Raw genomic sequence first — 17,975 nt, 5'->3', positions numbered from 1 at the left:
AACAATTCGTGGATAAACATCAAGTTATTCAGAGTATGTCAAGAGTTGGAAAGTGTATCGATAACGGCCCAATGGAGAGCTTCTTTGGAACACTCAAAGAAGAAATGTATCATCTAAATGATTATGAGACTTTTAAACAGTTAGAGTCTGATATCAAGAATTATATTGACTTCTACAACACTAAGCGAGTTACACTGAGTATGGGATTAAAGATACCGGCATAAAAAAATACCATGTATGATAAGACATCATACATGGCACAAATATTTTGTTTATTTACCTGTCTACTTGACAGGGGGCAGTTCAATGTCTAGATTTAGTGAAGTTTTTTGGAATTCGATGGGAGGTTTGCGAATGTTTAAAGATAAGGTTGTAGTTGTAACGGGTGGCGTTAAAGGTATTGGGAAGGAAATTGTTAGACAATTTGAAGAAGCAGGCGCTAAAGTTGCGATAATTGATATCTTAGAAAATAATTATTTTCAAGGGAATGTGGCTAAGCAAGCTGATTTAGAAGCTTTTGTTGAAAAAATTCGGACTGATTTTGGTCAGGTCGATTATTTAATTAATAACGCCTTGCCAGCAATGATAGGAATTGATGATGCGACTTATGATGCCTTTAATCAGGCGTTATTAGTAGGAGTGAGTGCTCCTTTTTATTTGACGCAGTTATTGTTACCATTAATGTCAAAAGAGGCTGCGATTGTTAACTTATCTTCCAGCCGTCAAGCGATGAGCCAGGCACAAACTGAAAGTTACGCAGCTGCTAAAGGTGGGATTCAAGCTTTAACACATGCCTTGGCAATTTCATTAGGAGAAAGAGGAATTCGGGTCAATGCGATTGCTCCAGGTTGGATAGAAACGGATGAAAAGGCTGAGTTGAGTGCAGCTGACCACCTTCAACATCCCGTCGGACGCGTAGGTAAAGTGAGCGATATTGCAGAACTTGCTTTATTTTTATGCTCGCCAAAAGCAGGCTTTATTACAGGGCAGTCGATAACCGTTGACGGTGGCATGAGCAAGCTGATGATTTATCATAATGATCATGGTTGGACTTTTGAAGCGGAAGATAAATGATTTAACTTGCTTTAAGGGGATATTTATTTGAAAATGGTATAAAAGGAGGGTTCTCAATGAAAACTGTTAAATTAAATAATGGCCAATTGATGCCAATTTTGGGAATGGGTACAAATACTTTTGGTAAGGTGGATAATAATTATCAAGGCGATATTAATATGGATACTAAGGAATTAGAGTCGGCAATTGATGCGGGCTATCGCATGCTAGATACCGCTATTTCCTATCGCAATGAAGCGGTGGTTGGTAAAGCTGTGACTGAGTCGGTTGTTGACCGTGGTGAATTTTTCCTTGTTTCGAAAATACCTGGGCGTCCAGAATACGTGAAGGATGAAGCGTCTATTGATGCAGCTGTTGCAGCGAGTTTAGAAGGTATGCAAACAGACTACATTGATTTATATTTAATTCATCATCCATGGGATAATTTGGATGAAATGTTAGCTACTTGGAAAGTTCTAGAAAAACATGTGGAAAATGGGCACTTGAAATCAATTGGAGTATCAAATTTTAATGAGGAGCAATTAACGTATTTGATTGAGCATGCGACGATTCGCCCAGCCGTTAACCAGGTCGAGTCTCATCCAGGGCTCTGGAATGATGAGATTATCGCATTTGGAAAAGAGCATGGTATTTATTCCATGTCTTGGGGTCCGCTTTCGCGTTTCGATGATTCTGTGCGCGAAAAATTAGAACCTCTTGCAAATAAATATCACAAAACATGGGCTCAAATTTTGCTGAACTACCAAATCGACCGCGACGTTATCGTGATTCCAAAATCACATGACGCTGAACGCCAAAAACAAAATATCGATGTGTTTGACTTTGAGTTGACACAAGAAGAAAAAGACTTTATTCAGACTTTATAGTTGTGGGTGTCAATTGGGCATAAGTGTTGTTTAATGTCAGTCAATTGGATTACGAGGCAAAAGTATTAAATTCGTTTGCGTGACGAGGCTAAAGATTTAAACTCGTCGCAGCAATTAAAACACTTTTAGTATTCTCTGTGGAAACGATAGGGTACTTCATGCCTAGACTAACTCAATAATTTATACAATTTCTAGAAAATACTCTCGCGCTCGTTTGAAAAGATAGTTTCATCCGAGCGGTTGATGCGCGCTCGTATGAAAAGGTAGTTTCATCCGAGCTGTTGTTGCGCGTTCGTATGAAAAGTTGGTTTCATCCGAGCGGCTGTTGCGCGCTCTTTTGAAAAGGTGATTTCATCCGATCGGTTGGTTTGCGCTCGTATGAAAAGGTGATTTCATCCGATCGGTTGATGCGCGCTCGTATGAAAAGGTGATTTCATCCGATCGGTTGGTTCGCGCTCGTATGAAAAGGTGATTTCATCCGATCGGTTGGTTCGCGCTCGTATGAAAAGGTAGTTTCATCCGAGCGGCTGGTTCGCGCTCGTATGAAAAGTTGGTTTCATCCGACCGGTTGGTTCGCGCTCGTATGAAAAGGTGATTTCATCCGATCGGTTGGTTCGCGCTCTTTTGAAAAGGTGATTTCATCCGATCGGTTGGTTCGCGCTCGTTGCCCGCTCGTTTGAAATAGTTAAAGTCCACAAAATTATGTAAGACAAGGAATGGACGAGGCTAAAGATTTCAACTCGTTTGCGATTCGAGTTAAACTTTCTTAACTCGTTAAGTTGACGAGTTCCCATTTGACCCTCATTTCAACAGAGTTTGGGACAAATCGCACGAAATAAAACAGCCAGAGAGCTCGCAATGAACTTTCTGGCCATTTTTATAGCGTCCACTTCAAGCTTCCTAGCCTGCAACCCCCTCACTCTCGCAACTATCCTCAAACCTATCCGCCAATTATCTTCCATTAATCCCATCAAATCATATATAATGAGTATGTAGATTTTAAAAGAAAAGTAAGGGGTAGGTAAAATGCTAATTGAATTATGTGCTACAAGCCTGTATGGCTGCTTACTTGCAGAAAAGTACGGAATTTCGCGCATCGAATTAAATTGTGCGATTGAGTTAGGTGGACTAACACCCAGCCAAGGTTTACTCGAATCCGTCTTAGAAAAAGTAAATATCCCAGTCGTAGCCATGTTGCGTCCAAGACCCGGTGGCTTTAATTATACGGAAGACGAGCGCTTTGTGATGATGAAAGATTTGGCGTATTTATTGGAAACTGACATTGAAGGTGTCGCCTTTGGAGTACTAAACGATGAGAAAGCGATCGATGAAGCAATGACCAAAGAAATTACCGATTTATGTCACCAAGCAGGGAAAAAAGCTGTTTTCCACCGTGCCTTTGATGTGATTGAAGCTTATAACAGTCAAGTAGCGACTGAGAAGTTGATTGCGTTAGGTATTGATCGAATTTTAACCAGTGGACGAGCAAACAAGTCGATTGATGCAACGGAAGAATTATGGAACTTGAATGACGGCTTTGGTAACCAAGTTGATTTTGTTGTTGGGGCAGGCGTTAAGCCGCATAATATGCTACATATTCGAAAAGAAACCGGGATTAAGCAATTGCATGGATCATTTAGTCGTGGAAACTATGATGTTACAACACGTGGTAATGGTGTGACTTATCAAATCAATCCTCAAAGTGATTATACAGAAACCGATGAAGATCAGCTGAAACAAATTCAAAATATTACTACAACTTGGCTTAATAATTAAAGTTGCAGAGATATTTATTCAAAAAAATAAATATCTCGTTTTTTATGTTAACGGTAACAGCGTTAAAACACTTGAAAAAACGTTTGCGTTGAGGCATAATAGAGTTAACAATAAAACGGTTACACATAAAACCGTAAATCAGGAGGAAAATAGATGAAATTCAATTGGAAAAAAGTACTAGTTGGTTCATTATCAGCGGCACTTAGTTTATCTGCAGTGACTGGCGGAGCGTTGGGATTAACTAAAGTGGCAGCACAAGACACATTAACCATTTCAGCTGACGGCAACCTGTTAGATTATTTAGAAGCAAATATTGCTAGCTTTGAAGAAGAAACAGGGATTACGGTTGAATTAATGCAACAAGATATGTTTGAAGCAATGGAAGGTCTACCTTTAGATGGACCAGCTGGATTAGCAGCAGACGTATTAATTGCGCCTTATGACCGAATTGGTTCATTAGGAATGACGGGACAACTTGCTGAAGTGACTTTAAATGAAGATGCTGGTTTTGATGATAACGATAGATTACAAGTTACAGCCAATGACACCATTTATGGTGCACCAGTGATTATCGAATCGTTAGTGTTATATTACAATACTGATTTATTACCAGAAGCACCGACTACTTTTGAAGAGTTAGAAGCTTTAGCTGAAGATGAGTCTTATGCATTTGATGGTGAAGAAGGTAAAAACGTAGCATTCTTAGCTAAATGGACTGACTTCTATGTATCATACGGATTAATTTCTGGTTTCGGTGGTTATGTATTTGGTGAAGACGGATCTGACCCAACTGATATTGGATTAAATAATGAAGGTGCGATTGAAGGTATTAACTACGCGATTGAATGGTTCAACAGATGGCCACAAGGTATGCTAGACGTTACTGGTTCAGGTGACTTTGTAACACAATCATTCATGAATGGTGATACTGCAGCGATTATCGGTGGACCATGGGATGCGACAGCTTTTGTTGAATCAGGAATTCCATTTGAAGCAGCAAAAATCCCTACATTACCAAACGGCAATGATTACCAACCATTCGGTGGAGGTAAAGGTTGGATCGTTTCTAACTATTCAGAAAACAAAGAAGCTGCACAACAATTCTTAGACTGGGTAACGTCTGAAGAACAACAAGTTGCAATGTTTGACATGATTCGTGAAATTCCTGCTAACCATGCAGCACGTGATTACGCGGCTGAAAATAGCGATAGCTTAACTTCTGCTGTTATAGAAACATACTCAAGTGCTGTACCAATGCCAAACATTCCAGAAATGGGTGAAGTATGGCCAGGTGCTGAAAACTTAATGTTTGATGCTGCATCAGGAAATAAAACAGCAGAACAATCTGCTAATGACGCTGTAGAATTAATTAGCCAATCTATCGAACAAAAATTCAACTAATTCGATAATTGCTACAAAAAGGGAATTCTGGCAGGTATACAATTCCTGCCAGAATTTTTTAAGTTTTATTGCGAACACTGCAAAATGAACTCAGTGGGAGGATTTGTTGATGGAACAAACCAAAAGACCAAACCATAGCGTAGCAACCGCTACTGCACTGTCTCTATTTCCAGGATTAGGACAGATTTATAACAAGCAGTTAGCTAAAGGGCTTATCTTTGTTACGATAACGCTATTATTTATTTATGAAATGTATGTATTTGGCTTTAGTGCTATTCGAGGGTTGATTACGCTTGGAGAAGTATTGGGCGAGGATCATTCGTTGTTTATGATGATCCAAGGTAGCATTCAAGTCATTATCATCGTTATTTTCTTGATTTTCTATTACTTTAATATTGTCGATGCTCGGAAAACAGCGCGCAATTGGCAAACGGGCTTTCCAGTCAATACGACTGTAAACCAAATGTTTCAATCTGTATATGATAATGGATTCCCATATCTACTCATTATTCCAGCATATGTCTTTATGGCATTTGCCATTGTATTCCCAGTAATGGTAACTATTTTTATGGCGTTTATGAACTATGATTTCCAAAATATGCCACCAGCAAACTTATTGGATTGGGTTGGCTTACAAAACTTTAGAGATATCTTCTTCTTAAGTTCATACCGTTCTGCTTTTCTATCCGTTTTGTCTTGGACATTAATTTGGACCGTATGTGCAACCACCCTTCAAATTGTTATCGGAATATTCACTGCCGTTATGTTAAACCAGAAATTTATTCGTGGGCGTCGTTTCTTTGGGGTTATCTTCTTACTCCCTTGGGCAGTCCCAGCATTTATTACCATTTTGAGTTTCTCCAATATGTTTAACGACTCACTTGGTGCGATTAATACACAAGTTATTCCATTTTTAAATAAATTACCTTTTGTAGAAATTGGGCGGATTGCTTGGAAAACGAATGCAACGTGGACAAAAGTTGCGATTATTTTGATCCAAGGCTGGTTAGGTTTCCCATATATTTACGTTATGGTAACGAGTATTCTTCAGTCAATTTCCGAAGATCTTTATGAAGCTGCTCGGATTGATGGAGCCGGTTCAATTAGACAATTTAGACATATTACACTACCAACTATTTTCTCGGTTGCCGCACCAGTTTTTATTACACAATATACCGGTAACTTTAATAACTTCTCAATGATTTACCTATTTAATGATGGTGGACCAGGAAGTGTTGGTGGGGGCGCCGGAGCAACGGATATTTTAATTTCGTGGATCTATAAGTTAACAACGAATACGACACCACAATTCTCGGTTGCTGCTGCTTTAACATTAGTGATTTCAGTTATCGTCATTTCTGTTTCTCTGATTGTATTCAAGAGAACTAACGCCTTTAGTATGGAGGATTAAACCTATGAATAATACATTTTCCACATCCAAACTAAAAAAGTTCGCAGGACGTTTTTTCACCTATTTATATTTATTTATTTTAGCTGTTATTATTATTTATCCGCTACTCGTTACAGCAAGTTCTGCTTTCCAATCAGGTAATATTACAGCCTTTAGCCTTAAATTTGATACCGAATGGACGCTAAATAATTTTAGACGTTTGTTTGATGAAACATTGTATACAACTTGGTACAAAAACACCTTAATTGTTGCGACTACCACAATGATACTCCAAGTAACGATTGTTACATTGGCCGGCTATGCTTATAGTCGTTATCGTTTTGTTGGTAGAAAACAAAGTCTAATATTTTTCCTAATCGTACAAATGGTGCCGACCATGTCAGCCTTGACCGCATTCTTCGTTATGGCGCTTTTATTAAATGCCATTAACCAATATTGGTTCTTAATCTTCCTATATGTCGGAGGCGGTATCCCAATGAATACCTATCTGATGAAAGGATACTTCGATACGATACCATACGACTTGGATGAATCGGCGAAACTTGATGGTGCCGGCCACTTTAGAATTTTCTGGCAAATTAACCTGCCACTAGTACGTCCAATGGTAGCTGTTCAAGCCCTTTGGGCCTTTATGGGGCCATTTGGCGACTACATGCTATCACGTTTCTTACTCCGTTCCCAAAAATTTTATACCGTTGCACCCGGTCTGCAAACCTTTATTAGCGACACTCGTAACCAAAAAGTCGCCCTCTTTGCTGCAGGTGCTATCTTAATCGCCGTTCCAATCGCCACCTTGTTCTTCTTCCTACAGAAAAACTTCGTGTCCGGACTATCTGCCGGTGGAACGAAAGGCTAAGATCTTTTTAATAAATATCTCTGCTATTGCAGAGTAACGAAAATCCCAGTCTCTAAATTATAAAGTGCAGGCACAGCTGTTTCTAGCACAATAATTTAGCGGTTGGGATTTTTTGCGTTTATAATGAGTTACTATTAAAAGGAAAGTTTTTATAGAGATATTTATTAAAATCGAAATGCTAAGGGTTACAATGTAAAGGATTATTGATATAATAAGTGTTAGTAAAGTAGAATGGAGTCCTAAAATGACAGATATATTTCCGATAAATTATTTCAAGACCATAATTTCACCTATTAAGACGTTTTTAAATCGTAAATATTTGAAGATTTGGCAGATGATTTTATTATTCTTTTTTCTCACTGCCGTTATGATGTTGCCGATTTCCATTAGTATCGGGCAGATTGATCAAATTAATTTACAAGATTTCGTGCCACTAGCGATGGAGACAGTCGATGACGCATTCATCCAACAGTTACAAAATTTTTCAACGGAAAATCATCAACTACAAATTGATGAAGAACAGTTAACGACAGACACTTCAGACCGGGTAGCAGGATTTGTGGCTGATCAAACAAGAGCCAACGAATTATTAACCGATAAAGGTGGTATTATTTTAACCAATGAAGGCTTTGTGATTCAAGAACCAGAAAATCCGACTTTATCAATGGAGTATGTTGAAGATTCAAAGTTAACGACAGTGACCGACCAACAATCCTTTATGAGTGAGTTGTCACGTCAATGGTTTGAAGGTAATCGTTTTGGTATTATTTTAACGAATTTAATCAATGTTTGGATATTAATGTTCCTGAGTTTTATCTTTTTAGTAGTAGGTTCAAGTCTATTCCTTTCATTGATGCGCTTTTCAAATAGCTTTGACATTAACACTTTCCGTGAAGCCTTCACGATTTGCTTGAATGCTATTGGGTTGCCAACCTTTATTGCGGTTATTGTGGGATTATTTACAGCAGATCCAACCGCTATGTTGATGGCTCAAGGTTTGCTATTTGTATTAATGTTGTTATGGTCTTATTGGAAAACTCATTTTAATGATATTTACACCGAACATAGTATTAATGGGACTGAAATTGAAGAAGATGATGATTTTTTAATTGAAGAATAGGTAGAAAAGAAGAAAGTGAGATGACAATGGTGGCGACTCTTAAAGACGTGGCAAAACGGGCAAATGTTTCTAAGATGACCGTATCGAGGGTCATTAATCATCCACAACTTGTTACAGCTGAACTTAGAGAGCTTGTTTATCAAGCCATGGAAGACCTAAATTATCAGCCGAATTCGGTTGCGCGTGCTCTAGTGAGTAACCGTACAATGGTCATTAAAGTCTTGATTTTAGAACAGATGGATGTAACAGAACCGTATTATATGAACCTTTTAACCGGTATATCCAAGCAATTAGATAAATATAACTATGCTTTACAATTAGTAACTGAAAACACCATTGATTTAGGCCAATCTGATGGTTTAATTGTAACGGGCATGAAAGAACCTGATTATGAGTGGTTACAAAAATTTGAAAAACCCTTAGTGCTATTTGGGGAAAATCATTATAATATCCCATTTGTGGATTCCGATAATCGTAAAGGGGCTTATGAAGCGACTCAGTATGCGATCAGCCGTGGGTATGACAACGTTATTTTTGTTGGCTTGGATGTCCCAGAGCGCTTTGAAAAAGAGCGCGAGCAAGGTTACCAACAAGCCATTGAGGAGTCGTCCCTACAACATAAACCGAAGATTATTCGTATTTTAAATTCCTCTTCGCGTGCCAAACAATTGATTCGTGAGGAATTGGAATTGACACCGAATACTTGTTTTGTTTGCGGCTCCGACCGGATTGCGATTGGTATCCAACAAGGTCTGACAGCTTTGGACAAAAAACATCCAGAAGAGTACGGTATCATTGGTTTTGACGGCTACTTCCTTGACCAGATTGCTTCACCAAAGCTAACAACGATGAAGCAAAGCATTGTTGATATGGGTGTTGCAGTGGTCAACCAATTAATGACTTTGATCGATACAGGCAAGTTAGACCAACAAGAAGTCTACTTCGATGCCGAATTAATTGTTCGAGACTCCACTAAATAAATATCACTGCGATAAGAAAAATAGCGTAAAAATTTCTTATGAATGAGATTTTTACGCTGTTTTTGTTTAAATTGTGATTTAGCTTTTGAGGTATTTTTTACTTAAAGATTCTAAAAATTACTGCTTTCGAAATTGATTTGGTGTCTGACCAAACTGCTTACTGAACTGTTGTGAAAAATTATGGCTCGACTGAAAACCTGTTTCTCTAGCGATTTCATTAATCGTTAAATTGGTTTCTTTCAGTAATGAGCAAGCATGTTTTAAACGGAGTCCTCGAATGTATTCTGTAATGGTTTCACCTGTTTCTTTGTGAAATAACCTCGATAAATAGCTAGGGGATAGGTTAACCAATTTAGCTAAATCTTCAAGATGAACGGTATCTTTATAATAAAAGCCTAACTGTTCTTTGATTTGCTCGATTTTTGGAGACGAATCGATAGCTTGTCTGGAAAAATCATCTAGTTGAAAACACTCTAAAACCTTGTATATAAAACTATTAAACAAGTATTTTCCTGCTAAAGAATCAACGTCACTCTGTAGCAGTAACTCTACATAAGGTTGGAAATCACCTAGTCGATCATGATAGATTAAGAAACCTTCCTCTGACTCAAATTCAATGGCTGGATACATAGGGAGCGTTTTAAAGCTGAAGTATAAACCACGAGCATTCATTATATGCTTAAAAACGGCATGCTGATTGTTAGCTAATATCAATAAAAGCTGATGCGATTTAATCCGTTTTGTCTCTTGATTAATCGTAACACTTGCAGATCCATTCACTAAATAAATAACTTCGATAGCGTCATGTGTATGATTTTCTTCACTAATTGGCATATTAACAGTAGAAACGCTCGATTGAACTAACTCAAAGGGCAACAGTTGTGAAAATGCGTGTGGGATTTTTCTCGCCATGCCAAGTCCTTTCAGTGTTATTTATTCAAAATCTTCACTTAGGATTTCGACACGTTCTTCAAACCTCACTTCACGATGGATTTCGTGCAGCATCCAAACATAACCAAATGGGTCCAAAAACATGGCGTTTGAAATGCCCATTTCTTCGATTCGAGTAACCGCTTGTATTTCTTTAGCACCTTGTTCCATGGCTTTTTGATAGGTTTCTTCAATGTTTGGTACGACAACGTTAAACCAAAAACTTTGAGGGCTATTTTCTGATGGGGCATTTAAATGGTATTCGGGATTTTCGTCTAACATATGGAAACGACTTCCATACAAAGTAAATACCACTTCATTATTTCCAACTTTGAATTCAGTTTGTTCAACAATTTCTAAATCAAAAATGGCTTGGTAAAATGCAATCGCTTTTAAAGTGTCTTTAACGACAAAATCTAATTCTACACCTAGCATCATTTTATCTCCTTTTCTTTTAACTAAGTTTAGTTTAACATGATTTGTTGTGAAGGTGATATTTATTTTAATTTTGAAAAGTAACCGGGATTTTGATAAAGTAGAGAGGAAAGATTGAGGAGGGAAATGATGGCAAAAGTAGAAAGTTTTGAATTGGACCATAATAAAGTGAAGGCGCCTTATGTGCGATTAGCAGGGACTGAAAAGCATGAAAGTGGGGCAGTCATCCAAAAATTTGATTTGCGTTTTCTTCAACCCAACAAAGATGCCATGCCAACAGGTGTGGTGCATACCTTGGAGCATTTGCTGGCTATTAACATCCGCGATGAGATTACAGGTGTAATCGACATTTCACCGATGGGCTGCCGTACAGGCTTTTATATGATAGTTTGGGGTGAGACGCCGATTGCCGATGTGGTGAACGGCTTGGAAAATGTCTTGAAGAAAGTGGCTGACTATGACGATGTGCCAGCCATGACAGCAAAAGCATGTGGGAACTACCGCGACCATTCCTTGATTGGTGCGAAAATCTACGCAGAGCAAGTGCTGAACGATCGAATTTCACACGACCCTTTTGAAAGAGTTTTTGAATAAAGATCACTGATGAAAAAGCAGCACAGATGTTGTGTGATAACATCTGCGCTGCTTTTTAGGTGGAAATGTAGATTGATATGGCATGTACTAATTCGGATGAGCTACTTGTCGCCTTAAGTGGCATAAAATATGTGGAAGTGTGCCACATGTTGTCTTAAGTGTTATAAAATAAGAGAAAATATGCCACTTAACAATAATAATACCGATATTTCATCAGTCATAATAACAATGAGTTTAGAGAAAACACCTAATTCTAAGTGAACTGCTTTTTACCGCTTTACTTAGATGCCCGCTCGCCGCTCTCCCGGCACATAACTTCCCATATATGCCCGCGCACCGTTCTCCCCGGCACATCACATCTCATATATGCCAGTGCACCGTTCTCCCCGGCACATATCGTCTCATATATGCCCGCGCACCAACTTCAATCCCAATAATTAACACAGCTCATCCAAAAAACCACACGCTACCCTAAACTCACTACCAACCCACCAGCACCAACAAGCCAATCTCCACCATCACTATCTTCAACCAACAAGTCTAGTAATAATTCATTACCAAAACGCTCAACTGTAACTGTCTCATCAGTTTGATTAAAATAAGCCTTCAACACAGACCCTTCAAATTCAATCTCCAGAGCAACTAGATCCCCATTAATCTCATACTTAGCCAAACCATTTACTATAGCCCTTGCAAACTCTCGTCTCAAATGAATCAACTTACGCACAAAAGCATGCATATCTAAGTCTTGTTGCGCAGGATTCCAGGGCATAACTTTCCGACATTCCGGGTCATTACCACCATCTAATCCCATTTCAGTCCCATAATAGAGGCATGGGGAACCGACTTGTAAGAACATAAAGGTCAAAGCAGATTTTACCGCATTTTTATCTCCGCCAGCCACCGTTAAAATACGAGCTGTATCATGGGAGTCCAAAGAATTTAGCATGACTTGATTGGTTTGTTGGCGATAGAGCATCATTTGTTCTTGAATCCGGTCATGTAATTCATCACCACTTGCTTCTCCAGTCAAAAAGAAATCACTGATTGCACGTGTGAGAGGGTAGTTCATTACCCCGTGGAATTGATCGCCTTGTAACCAAGCTTGTGATGAATGCCAGATTTCACCAACAATATAAAAGTCTGATTTAATTGCGGTGACTTCATCATGAAAATTACGCCAGAAGCGGTGGTCTACCTCATTGGCTACATCAAGCCGCCAAGCATCAATATGGAATTCTTCAATCCAATATTTTGCAATAGACAACAAGTGCTCTTTTACTTCAGGATGGCTTGTATTCCATTTAGGCATATTAGGCACATAGCCAAAGGCATCATAATTAATGGCTTGATAGTTACGATAATCTTTCATGTCAACTGACTTTATTGGGAAGCTGTGAATATGAAACCAATCCTTGTAGATGGAAGCTTCACCTTTTTCAATAATATCTACCCATTGCGGGGCACTGCCTCCAATATGATTAAAAACCGCATCTAACATAATTCGCATACCTCTGCGATGGGCTTCGTCTACTAATTGTCTAAATATATCGCTATCGCCAAAATGCTCATCAATCTTATAATAATCAATCGTGTCATATTTATGGTTAGAAGAAGATTCAAAAATAGGGCACAAATACAAACCATTGACACCTAAATCTTCTAAATAGTCCAACTTGTCATAAATCCCTTTTAAGTCCCCGCCAAAAAATCACGACTCTTAGGGACAATTGTTGCATCCCATGCTAAAGCTCCCTCAGGTGACAATGAAGGATCACCATTAGCAAAGCGCTCAGGGAAAATATGATACCAAACAGTATCCTTGACCCATTTTGGTTCCTTAAAACGGTCAGCCTCATGTAAGTAGGGCAATTTAAAGCAATTAAAGGTTAAATCAAGATGTTTCGAATCATCTTTCAGCGCACCAATATCAGTAAAGAAAATCTTCTCTTCACCAGCCACCAATTCAAATAAATAACTCAAGCGACGATGGGGACCTCGTAATTCCACTTGCCAATAGTCATGCCAACGTGTAGAAGCAATTTTTATCATAGGGCTAGTCATCAGTTGTTCAGGTAAATAAATTAAATATGGGTCGCCATGCATGATATTTATTTTATCGACATTATCTTTTTTCGTTCGGATACGTATATGAACGGTTTTAGAGTCGAACATATAGGCAAACTCTGAATCAGGGCGGTGGTAAATTGCAGCTTTATCAATCATTCTATTGTCTCCTTTATGCAAAAAAAGCCCAGTCATCACACTTGAGTATAACGCAGCAAGGCTGTGTTATTCAGTTATGGAAATAGACAGGGCTTTTAATGAAATATTTATTTAAGGGTTATTGATCCATGGCAACGTGATTGGTTTCTAAATGCCAAATGTCACGGTTGTAGTCACGGATTGTACGGTCGGAAGAGAAGTAACCTGATTTAGCAATATTCACGATGGCTTTTTTCGTCCATTCTTCATGGTTTTCGTAATCAGCATACATTTTCTCTTTTGTTTCAATAAAATCAACAAGGTCAATTAGGGTCATAAAGTAGTCTTTGCCAACTAATTCATTGAATAGGCGGTTTAGACGTTCTTTGCTACCTACAGCCAGCATTTCATCACTAATAATGAAATCAACTAGCGGTTTGATTTCTTTTTGCTTGTAGTAAGTGGATGATTTATAGCCATTTGTAGCATACAAATCAAGAATTTCATCACTTTCTTTACCAAAGATATAGATGTTTTCATCGCCAACAAGTTCATGGATTTCAACGTTAGCACCATCTTCTGTACCAATTGTTAAAGCGCCATTTAGCATGAATTTCATATTACCTGTTCCACTGGCTTCTTTTGAAGCTAAAGAAATTTGTTCAGAAATATCTGCGGCAGGGATGAGGTATTGGGCAGATGTTACATTATAGTTTTCAACCATGATTACTTGGAAATGCTCGTTGACAGCTGGATCGTTGGCGATAATTTCAGATAAATTAATGATTAAATGAATTACATCTTGCGCAATCGTATAAGCCGGTGCAGCTTTACCACCAAAAATAATCGTAATAGGTGTTGTCGGGATATTACCCGCTTTAATATCTTGATATTTATAGATAATGTATAAAGCCAGCATTTGTTGACGTTTATACTCATGGAATCGTTTAATTTGTACATCGATAATCGATTGTTCATTGAATTCCACATCTTGCGTCATTTTTAGGCGTTTGTTCAAGCGGACTTTATTGTTGTATTTAATTGCTCGAAGTCTTTCGATAACAGCAGAATCATCTTGGAAGTTTAACAAGGCTTCTAGATTATGTGTTTCACGCCATTCGGTCCCAATAATTTGATCTAAGTAATCAGCTAATTCTTTGTTAGCATCCATGATCCAACGTCTAAAGGTAATACCATTTGTTTTATTATTGAATTTTTCAGGATACAATTCATAGAATGCTTTCAATTCAGATTTCTTCAAAATCTCGGTATGAAGTGCTGCAACCCCGTTGACACTAAAGCCAAAGTGAATCGCAATATTAGCCATATGAACACGTTTGTGGCTGTCAATAATGGCTACATCTGGGCGGTTTGGATATTTTGCTTTCATGCGCGCATCAAGATTCTTAATAATAGGGACTAAGTGAGGCACAACTTCCTCTAAATAATCTAATGGCCATTTTTCTAAAGCTTCCGCTAAAATCGTATGATTAGTGAAAGCAGTCATTGATTGAACGATTTGAATTGCTTCATCGAATTCAATGCCTTCTAGACCTAACAAACGAATCATTTCAGGGATGACAAAAGCAGGGTGGGTATCGTTAATTTGGATAACCGCATAGTCAGACAAATCATGTAAATTACTACCTTTATCTTTTGCTTCATCAATAATTAATTGGGCACCGTTTGATACCATGAAGTATTGTTGGTAAATACGCAATAATAATCCATTACGATCAGAATCATCAGGATATAAGAATAAGGTTAAATTTTCCTCAATATTCGTTTTATCAAAGGTAATTCCATCTTCAATAATATCTGGCGTCACCGAATCTAAGTCAAAGAGACGTAAACGATTTTTCGTTTCTTGCTTATATCCAATCACATCAATTTCATATAATGTAGACTCAAGTGAGAATTTATTGAATGGAACTGTATAAGAACGACGACTCTTCACTAACCAATTTTTACCTTCTAACCAAGGATCTGGTTGGGCCGTTTGTTGGTTATCAACAAAATGTTGTTTAAACAAACCAAAATGATAGTTTAAGCCAATACCATCTCCATTAATTCCAAGTGAAGCAATCGAATCAACGAAACAGGCAGCCAAACGACCTAAACCACCATTACCTAATGAAGGTTCAAATTCTGCTTGTTCAATATCCATTAAGTTTTTACCTTGTGCAGTCAATTCATCATTAACTTGGTCGTAAATACCTAAGTTCAACAAGTTATTGGATAATAATTTACCAATTAGAAATTCAGCTGAGAAATAATACAGTTTCTTTTTAGTTTGATTTGTTGGAATATCTTTCGATTGATCTTTGATTAACTCAATTAAAACATTGTACAACTCTTGTTCATTACAATCACGGATAGGTTTATCATATGCCTCAAGGACATATTGTTCTAGTAAGCTCATATAATCTCCTTTTAAAACATTTTAAATCTTTATATTATTAGCAGTCACTATATGCCACTGCTAGTTCATAGTGTAAAGCAATAAAAAACGACAAGCAAATAACTTTTAATTACTTACAATAAATATCTCTGCTTTTAAAACTTATTTAGTGCTCACAAATCCATCTGTATCGCTATTTGACTGAAACGATTCTTCGGACGTAACATTTTTATCGTCCTTATCATCTTTTTTAGATGGCTTAATTTTTTCTGCCTCTAACTTTAATTTTAAGATAGGATCATTTTTAGGATTATAACGGAAATAAGTCCGGGTTATTTTAGTTAATTCTTTAGCAACCTTCTTATTTAATTGTTTCGGTAACATCCGCCACTGCCAATTTTGTCCAATAGTGGAAGGAGTATTGGTTCTGGCTGAGTTATCTAAACCAAGTAAATCTTGCATCGTATAAATAACTGTATTAGAAACAGTTGCAGCTAAGGTACGATTTAAGGCAGCTGAAAATGATTCTTTAGACTTACGGTGGGTATATTGGTTAACTTGCTGAATGATACTGGATTCGGCTGTATCTTTAATCCAACCTTCAGCGGTCTCGTTATCATGCGTGCCAACATAGGCAATGGTATTGGGTAAATAGTTGTGTGGTAAATCTACACTGTCTTCATGTGTAAAGCCAAATTGTAAAATTTTCATGCCAGGGAAACCTGTAGCATCGCGCATATCGATGACTTCTTGAGTCATAAAGCCTAGGTCTTCAGCAATGATATTTAATTCGCCTAATTCTTCTTTAATGGCATCAAAAAGTTTTAAATCGGGACCTTTTGCCCATGAACCATTTTCGGCTGTGGCGTCTCCAAAAGGGACTTCCCAATAGGATTCAAAACCACGGAAATGGTCTATACGGACAACATCATATAATTTAAAGCTTTCTCTTAAGCGGGTAATCCACCATTTAAAGCCATTAGACTCCATATACTTCCAGTCATAAATCGGATTGCCCCAATATTGGCCATCCTCTGAAAAATAATCGGGTGGCGTACCAGCAACAACTGTCGGATTATGATCTTCGTCTACTTTAAATAATTCAGGTTCGGCCCACATTTCCACACTATCCCGCGCTACATAAATAGGAATATCGCCAATTATTTGAATATTATTCTGATTGGCATAATTTTTAAGTAATTCCCATTGACGGAAAAAGAAATATTGGGTGACTTGATGATAGACAATAAAGTCAGTTAGTTTTGAACGGTATTCTTCGAGGGCGTCTTCATCTCGCATACGGATAGGTTCATCCCAGTTATACCAAGGTTCGTTATTAAAAGATTCTTTAATAGCCATATATTCAGCAAAAGGATTCAACCATGCTTTGTTTTCATTTACAAAATGATGGTAATCGCTTAGTTGGTTTCTTTCGAGAAAATTCTTTACTGCAATTTCAAGAATAGGGCGTTTGGTTAGAAATAACTGCCCATAGTTAATACGTTTGTTATTTTGACCAAAATCAATATCTTTGTAGTCTGTATATTTCAATAGACCACCTTCAGTGAGTAAATCAAAGTCAATGAAATAAGTATTTCCTGCAAAAGCAGAAAAAGATTGATAAGGTGAGTCGCCATAACTGGTTGTGCCTAAGGGTAAAATTTGCCAATACGATTGACCTGTTTCAACTAGGAAGTCAACAAATTGGTAAGCTGATTTCCCAAGCGTTCCAATGCCATAGTCACCTGGTAGGGATGAAATGTGTAATAGAACACCACTTAATCGTGTCATAACTTGAGCTCCTTTACGGAATGATTTAATTCTATTATATACTATTTATTAAATTCCGCAAACGATTTCGTTGTAAAATTTAAAATTAAATAAAACTATCAAAAAGTTAACGTAACAATGTTTGCAAACGTCTGC

The 17,975-nt window shown here is 37.7% G+C and carries 15 protein-coding genes and 1 pseudogene; 10 read left to right on the top strand and 6 right to left on the bottom strand.

Going from position 1 to position 17,975, the window contains the following annotated elements:
- From ACTQ54_RS04105 to ACTQ54_RS04065, 9 genes are all read left to right on the top strand, one after another.
- Window positions 1-224: IS3 family transposase (locus tag ACTQ54_RS04105; protein WP_441754876.1), on the top strand; the 224-nt coding region annotated here is incomplete at its 5' end.
- A 130-nt stretch (window positions 225-354) separates the two neighbouring features.
- Window positions 355-1,074 carry an SDR family oxidoreductase gene (locus tag ACTQ54_RS04100; protein WP_441754875.1) on the top strand — a complete coding sequence of 240 codons (720 nt, stop codon included), beginning with the start codon at window positions 355-357 and terminating at the stop codon, window positions 1,072-1,074.
- Window positions 1,075-1,130: 56 nt separating this feature from the next.
- A complete protein-coding gene (locus tag ACTQ54_RS04095) occupies window positions 1,131-1,940 on the top strand; it encodes an aldo/keto reductase family protein (protein WP_441754874.1) in 810 nt (269 codons plus the stop codon).
- Window positions 1,941-2,966: 1,026 nt separating this feature from the next.
- A complete protein-coding gene (locus ACTQ54_RS04090; protein WP_441754873.1) occupies window positions 2,967-3,716 on the top strand; it encodes a copper homeostasis protein CutC in 750 nt (249 codons plus the stop codon).
- Window positions 3,717-3,869: 153 nt separating this feature from the next.
- Complete coding sequence (locus ACTQ54_RS04085) at window positions 3,870-5,117, top strand: extracellular solute-binding protein (protein WP_441754872.1); 1,248 nt, start codon at window positions 3,870-3,872, stop codon at window positions 5,115-5,117.
- A 109-nt stretch (window positions 5,118-5,226) separates the two neighbouring features.
- Entirely contained in the window at window positions 5,227-6,528 is a 1,302-nt protein-coding gene (locus ACTQ54_RS04080; protein WP_441754871.1) for a carbohydrate ABC transporter permease, read from the top strand.
- 4 nt (window positions 6,529-6,532) lie between these two features.
- Window positions 6,533-7,384, top strand: coding sequence for a sugar ABC transporter permease (locus ACTQ54_RS04075; protein WP_441754870.1), 852 nt, complete (start codon window positions 6,533-6,535; stop codon window positions 7,382-7,384).
- A 244-nt stretch (window positions 7,385-7,628) separates the two neighbouring features.
- Complete coding sequence (locus ACTQ54_RS04070; protein WP_441754869.1) at window positions 7,629-8,504, top strand: hypothetical protein; 876 nt, start codon at window positions 7,629-7,631, stop codon at window positions 8,502-8,504.
- A gap of 29 nt (window positions 8,505-8,533) precedes the next feature.
- The gene (locus ACTQ54_RS04065; protein ID WP_441754888.1) at window positions 8,534-9,484 is read left to right on the top strand and encodes a LacI family DNA-binding transcriptional regulator; all 951 of its coding nucleotides are present in this window, start codon (window positions 8,534-8,536) and stop codon (window positions 9,482-9,484) included.
- A gap of 117 nt (window positions 9,485-9,601) precedes the next feature.
- Here ACTQ54_RS04065 and ACTQ54_RS04060 read toward each other — a convergent pair whose 3' ends face one another.
- Together ACTQ54_RS04060 and ACTQ54_RS04055 are read right to left on the bottom strand one after the other, a co-directional pair.
- Entirely contained in the window at window positions 9,602-10,396 is a 795-nt protein-coding gene (locus ACTQ54_RS04060; RefSeq protein WP_441754868.1) for a helix-turn-helix domain-containing protein, read from the bottom strand.
- Between the two features lie 21 nt (window positions 10,397-10,417).
- Window positions 10,418-10,852 carry a VOC family protein gene (locus tag ACTQ54_RS04055; protein WP_441754867.1) on the bottom strand — a complete coding sequence of 145 codons (435 nt, stop codon included), beginning with the start codon at window positions 10,850-10,852 and terminating at the stop codon, window positions 10,418-10,420.
- Between the two features lie 126 nt (window positions 10,853-10,978).
- On the opposite strand from ACTQ54_RS04055, the gene ACTQ54_RS04050 reads away from it, so the two are divergent.
- Window positions 10,979-11,443 carry an S-ribosylhomocysteine lyase gene (locus ACTQ54_RS04050; protein WP_441754887.1) on the top strand — a complete coding sequence of 155 codons (465 nt, stop codon included), beginning with the start codon at window positions 10,979-10,981 and terminating at the stop codon, window positions 11,441-11,443.
- Between the two features lie 466 nt (window positions 11,444-11,909).
- On the opposite strand, the gene ACTQ54_RS04045 is transcribed toward ACTQ54_RS04050, so the two are convergent.
- From ACTQ54_RS04045 to malQ, 4 genes and pseudogenes are all read right to left on the bottom strand, one after another.
- Window positions 11,910-13,118: a glycoside hydrolase family 13 protein gene (locus tag ACTQ54_RS04045; protein ID WP_441754866.1), complete on the bottom strand. Its 1,209-nt coding sequence runs from the start codon at window positions 13,116-13,118 to the stop codon at window positions 11,910-11,912.
- 17 nt (window positions 13,119-13,135) lie between these two features.
- Entirely contained in the window at window positions 13,136-13,669 is a 534-nt protein-coding gene (locus tag ACTQ54_RS04040; protein ID WP_441754865.1) for an alpha amylase N-terminal ig-like domain-containing protein, read from the bottom strand.
- A gap of 118 nt (window positions 13,670-13,787) precedes the next feature.
- Window positions 13,788-16,070 carry a glycogen/starch/alpha-glucan phosphorylase gene (locus ACTQ54_RS04035; RefSeq protein ID WP_441754864.1) on the bottom strand — a complete coding sequence of 761 codons (2,283 nt, stop codon included), beginning with the start codon at window positions 16,068-16,070 and terminating at the stop codon, window positions 13,788-13,790.
- A 288-nt stretch (window positions 16,071-16,358) separates the two neighbouring features.
- Window positions 16,359-17,840, bottom strand: a pseudogene (gene malQ, locus ACTQ54_RS04030) (4-alpha-glucanotransferase); the annotation flags it as partial.
- Window positions 17,841-17,975 lie beyond the last annotated feature (135 nt).

The organism is Fundicoccus sp. Sow4_H7 (genome assembly GCF_052115865.1).
Taxonomy (GTDB): domain Bacteria; phylum Bacillota; class Bacilli; order Lactobacillales; family Aerococcaceae; genus Fundicoccus_A.
Note: the sequence above shows the minus strand (reverse complement) of the source record. Positions and strands in the feature narration are given on the sequence as shown.

Excerpts from the sequence above, each read along its gene's own strand:
- ACTQ54_RS04100 (WP_441754875.1), top strand. The coding sequence starts at position 355 with ATGTTTAAAGATAAGGTTGTAGTTGTAACGGGTGGCGTTAAAGGTATT.
- ACTQ54_RS04085 (WP_441754872.1), top strand. The coding sequence starts at position 3,870 with ATGAAATTCAATTGGAAAAAAGTACTAGTTGGTTCATTATCAGCGGCA.
- ACTQ54_RS04040 (WP_441754865.1), bottom strand. The coding sequence starts at position 13,669 with ATGATTGATAAAGCTGCAATTTACCACCGCCCTGATTCAGAGTTTGCC.
- ACTQ54_RS04035 (WP_441754864.1), bottom strand. The coding sequence starts at position 16,070 with ATGAGCTTACTAGAACAATATGTCCTTGAGGCATATGATAAACCTATC.
- ACTQ54_RS04095 (WP_441754874.1), top strand. The coding sequence starts at position 1,131 with ATGAAAACTGTTAAATTAAATAATGGCCAATTGATGCCAATTTTGGGA.
- ACTQ54_RS04090 (WP_441754873.1), top strand. The coding sequence starts at position 2,967 with ATGCTAATTGAATTATGTGCTACAAGCCTGTATGGCTGCTTACTTGCA.
- ACTQ54_RS04070 (WP_441754869.1), top strand. The coding sequence starts at position 7,629 with ATGACAGATATATTTCCGATAAATTATTTCAAGACCATAATTTCACCT.
- ACTQ54_RS04075 (WP_441754870.1), top strand. The coding sequence starts at position 6,533 with ATGAATAATACATTTTCCACATCCAAACTAAAAAAGTTCGCAGGACGT.
- ACTQ54_RS04055 (WP_441754867.1), bottom strand. The coding sequence starts at position 10,852 with ATGATGCTAGGTGTAGAATTAGATTTTGTCGTTAAAGACACTTTAAAA.
- ACTQ54_RS04060 (WP_441754868.1), bottom strand. The coding sequence starts at position 10,396 with ATGGCGAGAAAAATCCCACACGCATTTTCACAACTGTTGCCCTTTGAG.
- ACTQ54_RS04050 (WP_441754887.1), top strand. The coding sequence starts at position 10,979 with ATGGCAAAAGTAGAAAGTTTTGAATTGGACCATAATAAAGTGAAGGCG.
- ACTQ54_RS04080 (WP_441754871.1), top strand. The coding sequence starts at position 5,227 with ATGGAACAAACCAAAAGACCAAACCATAGCGTAGCAACCGCTACTGCA.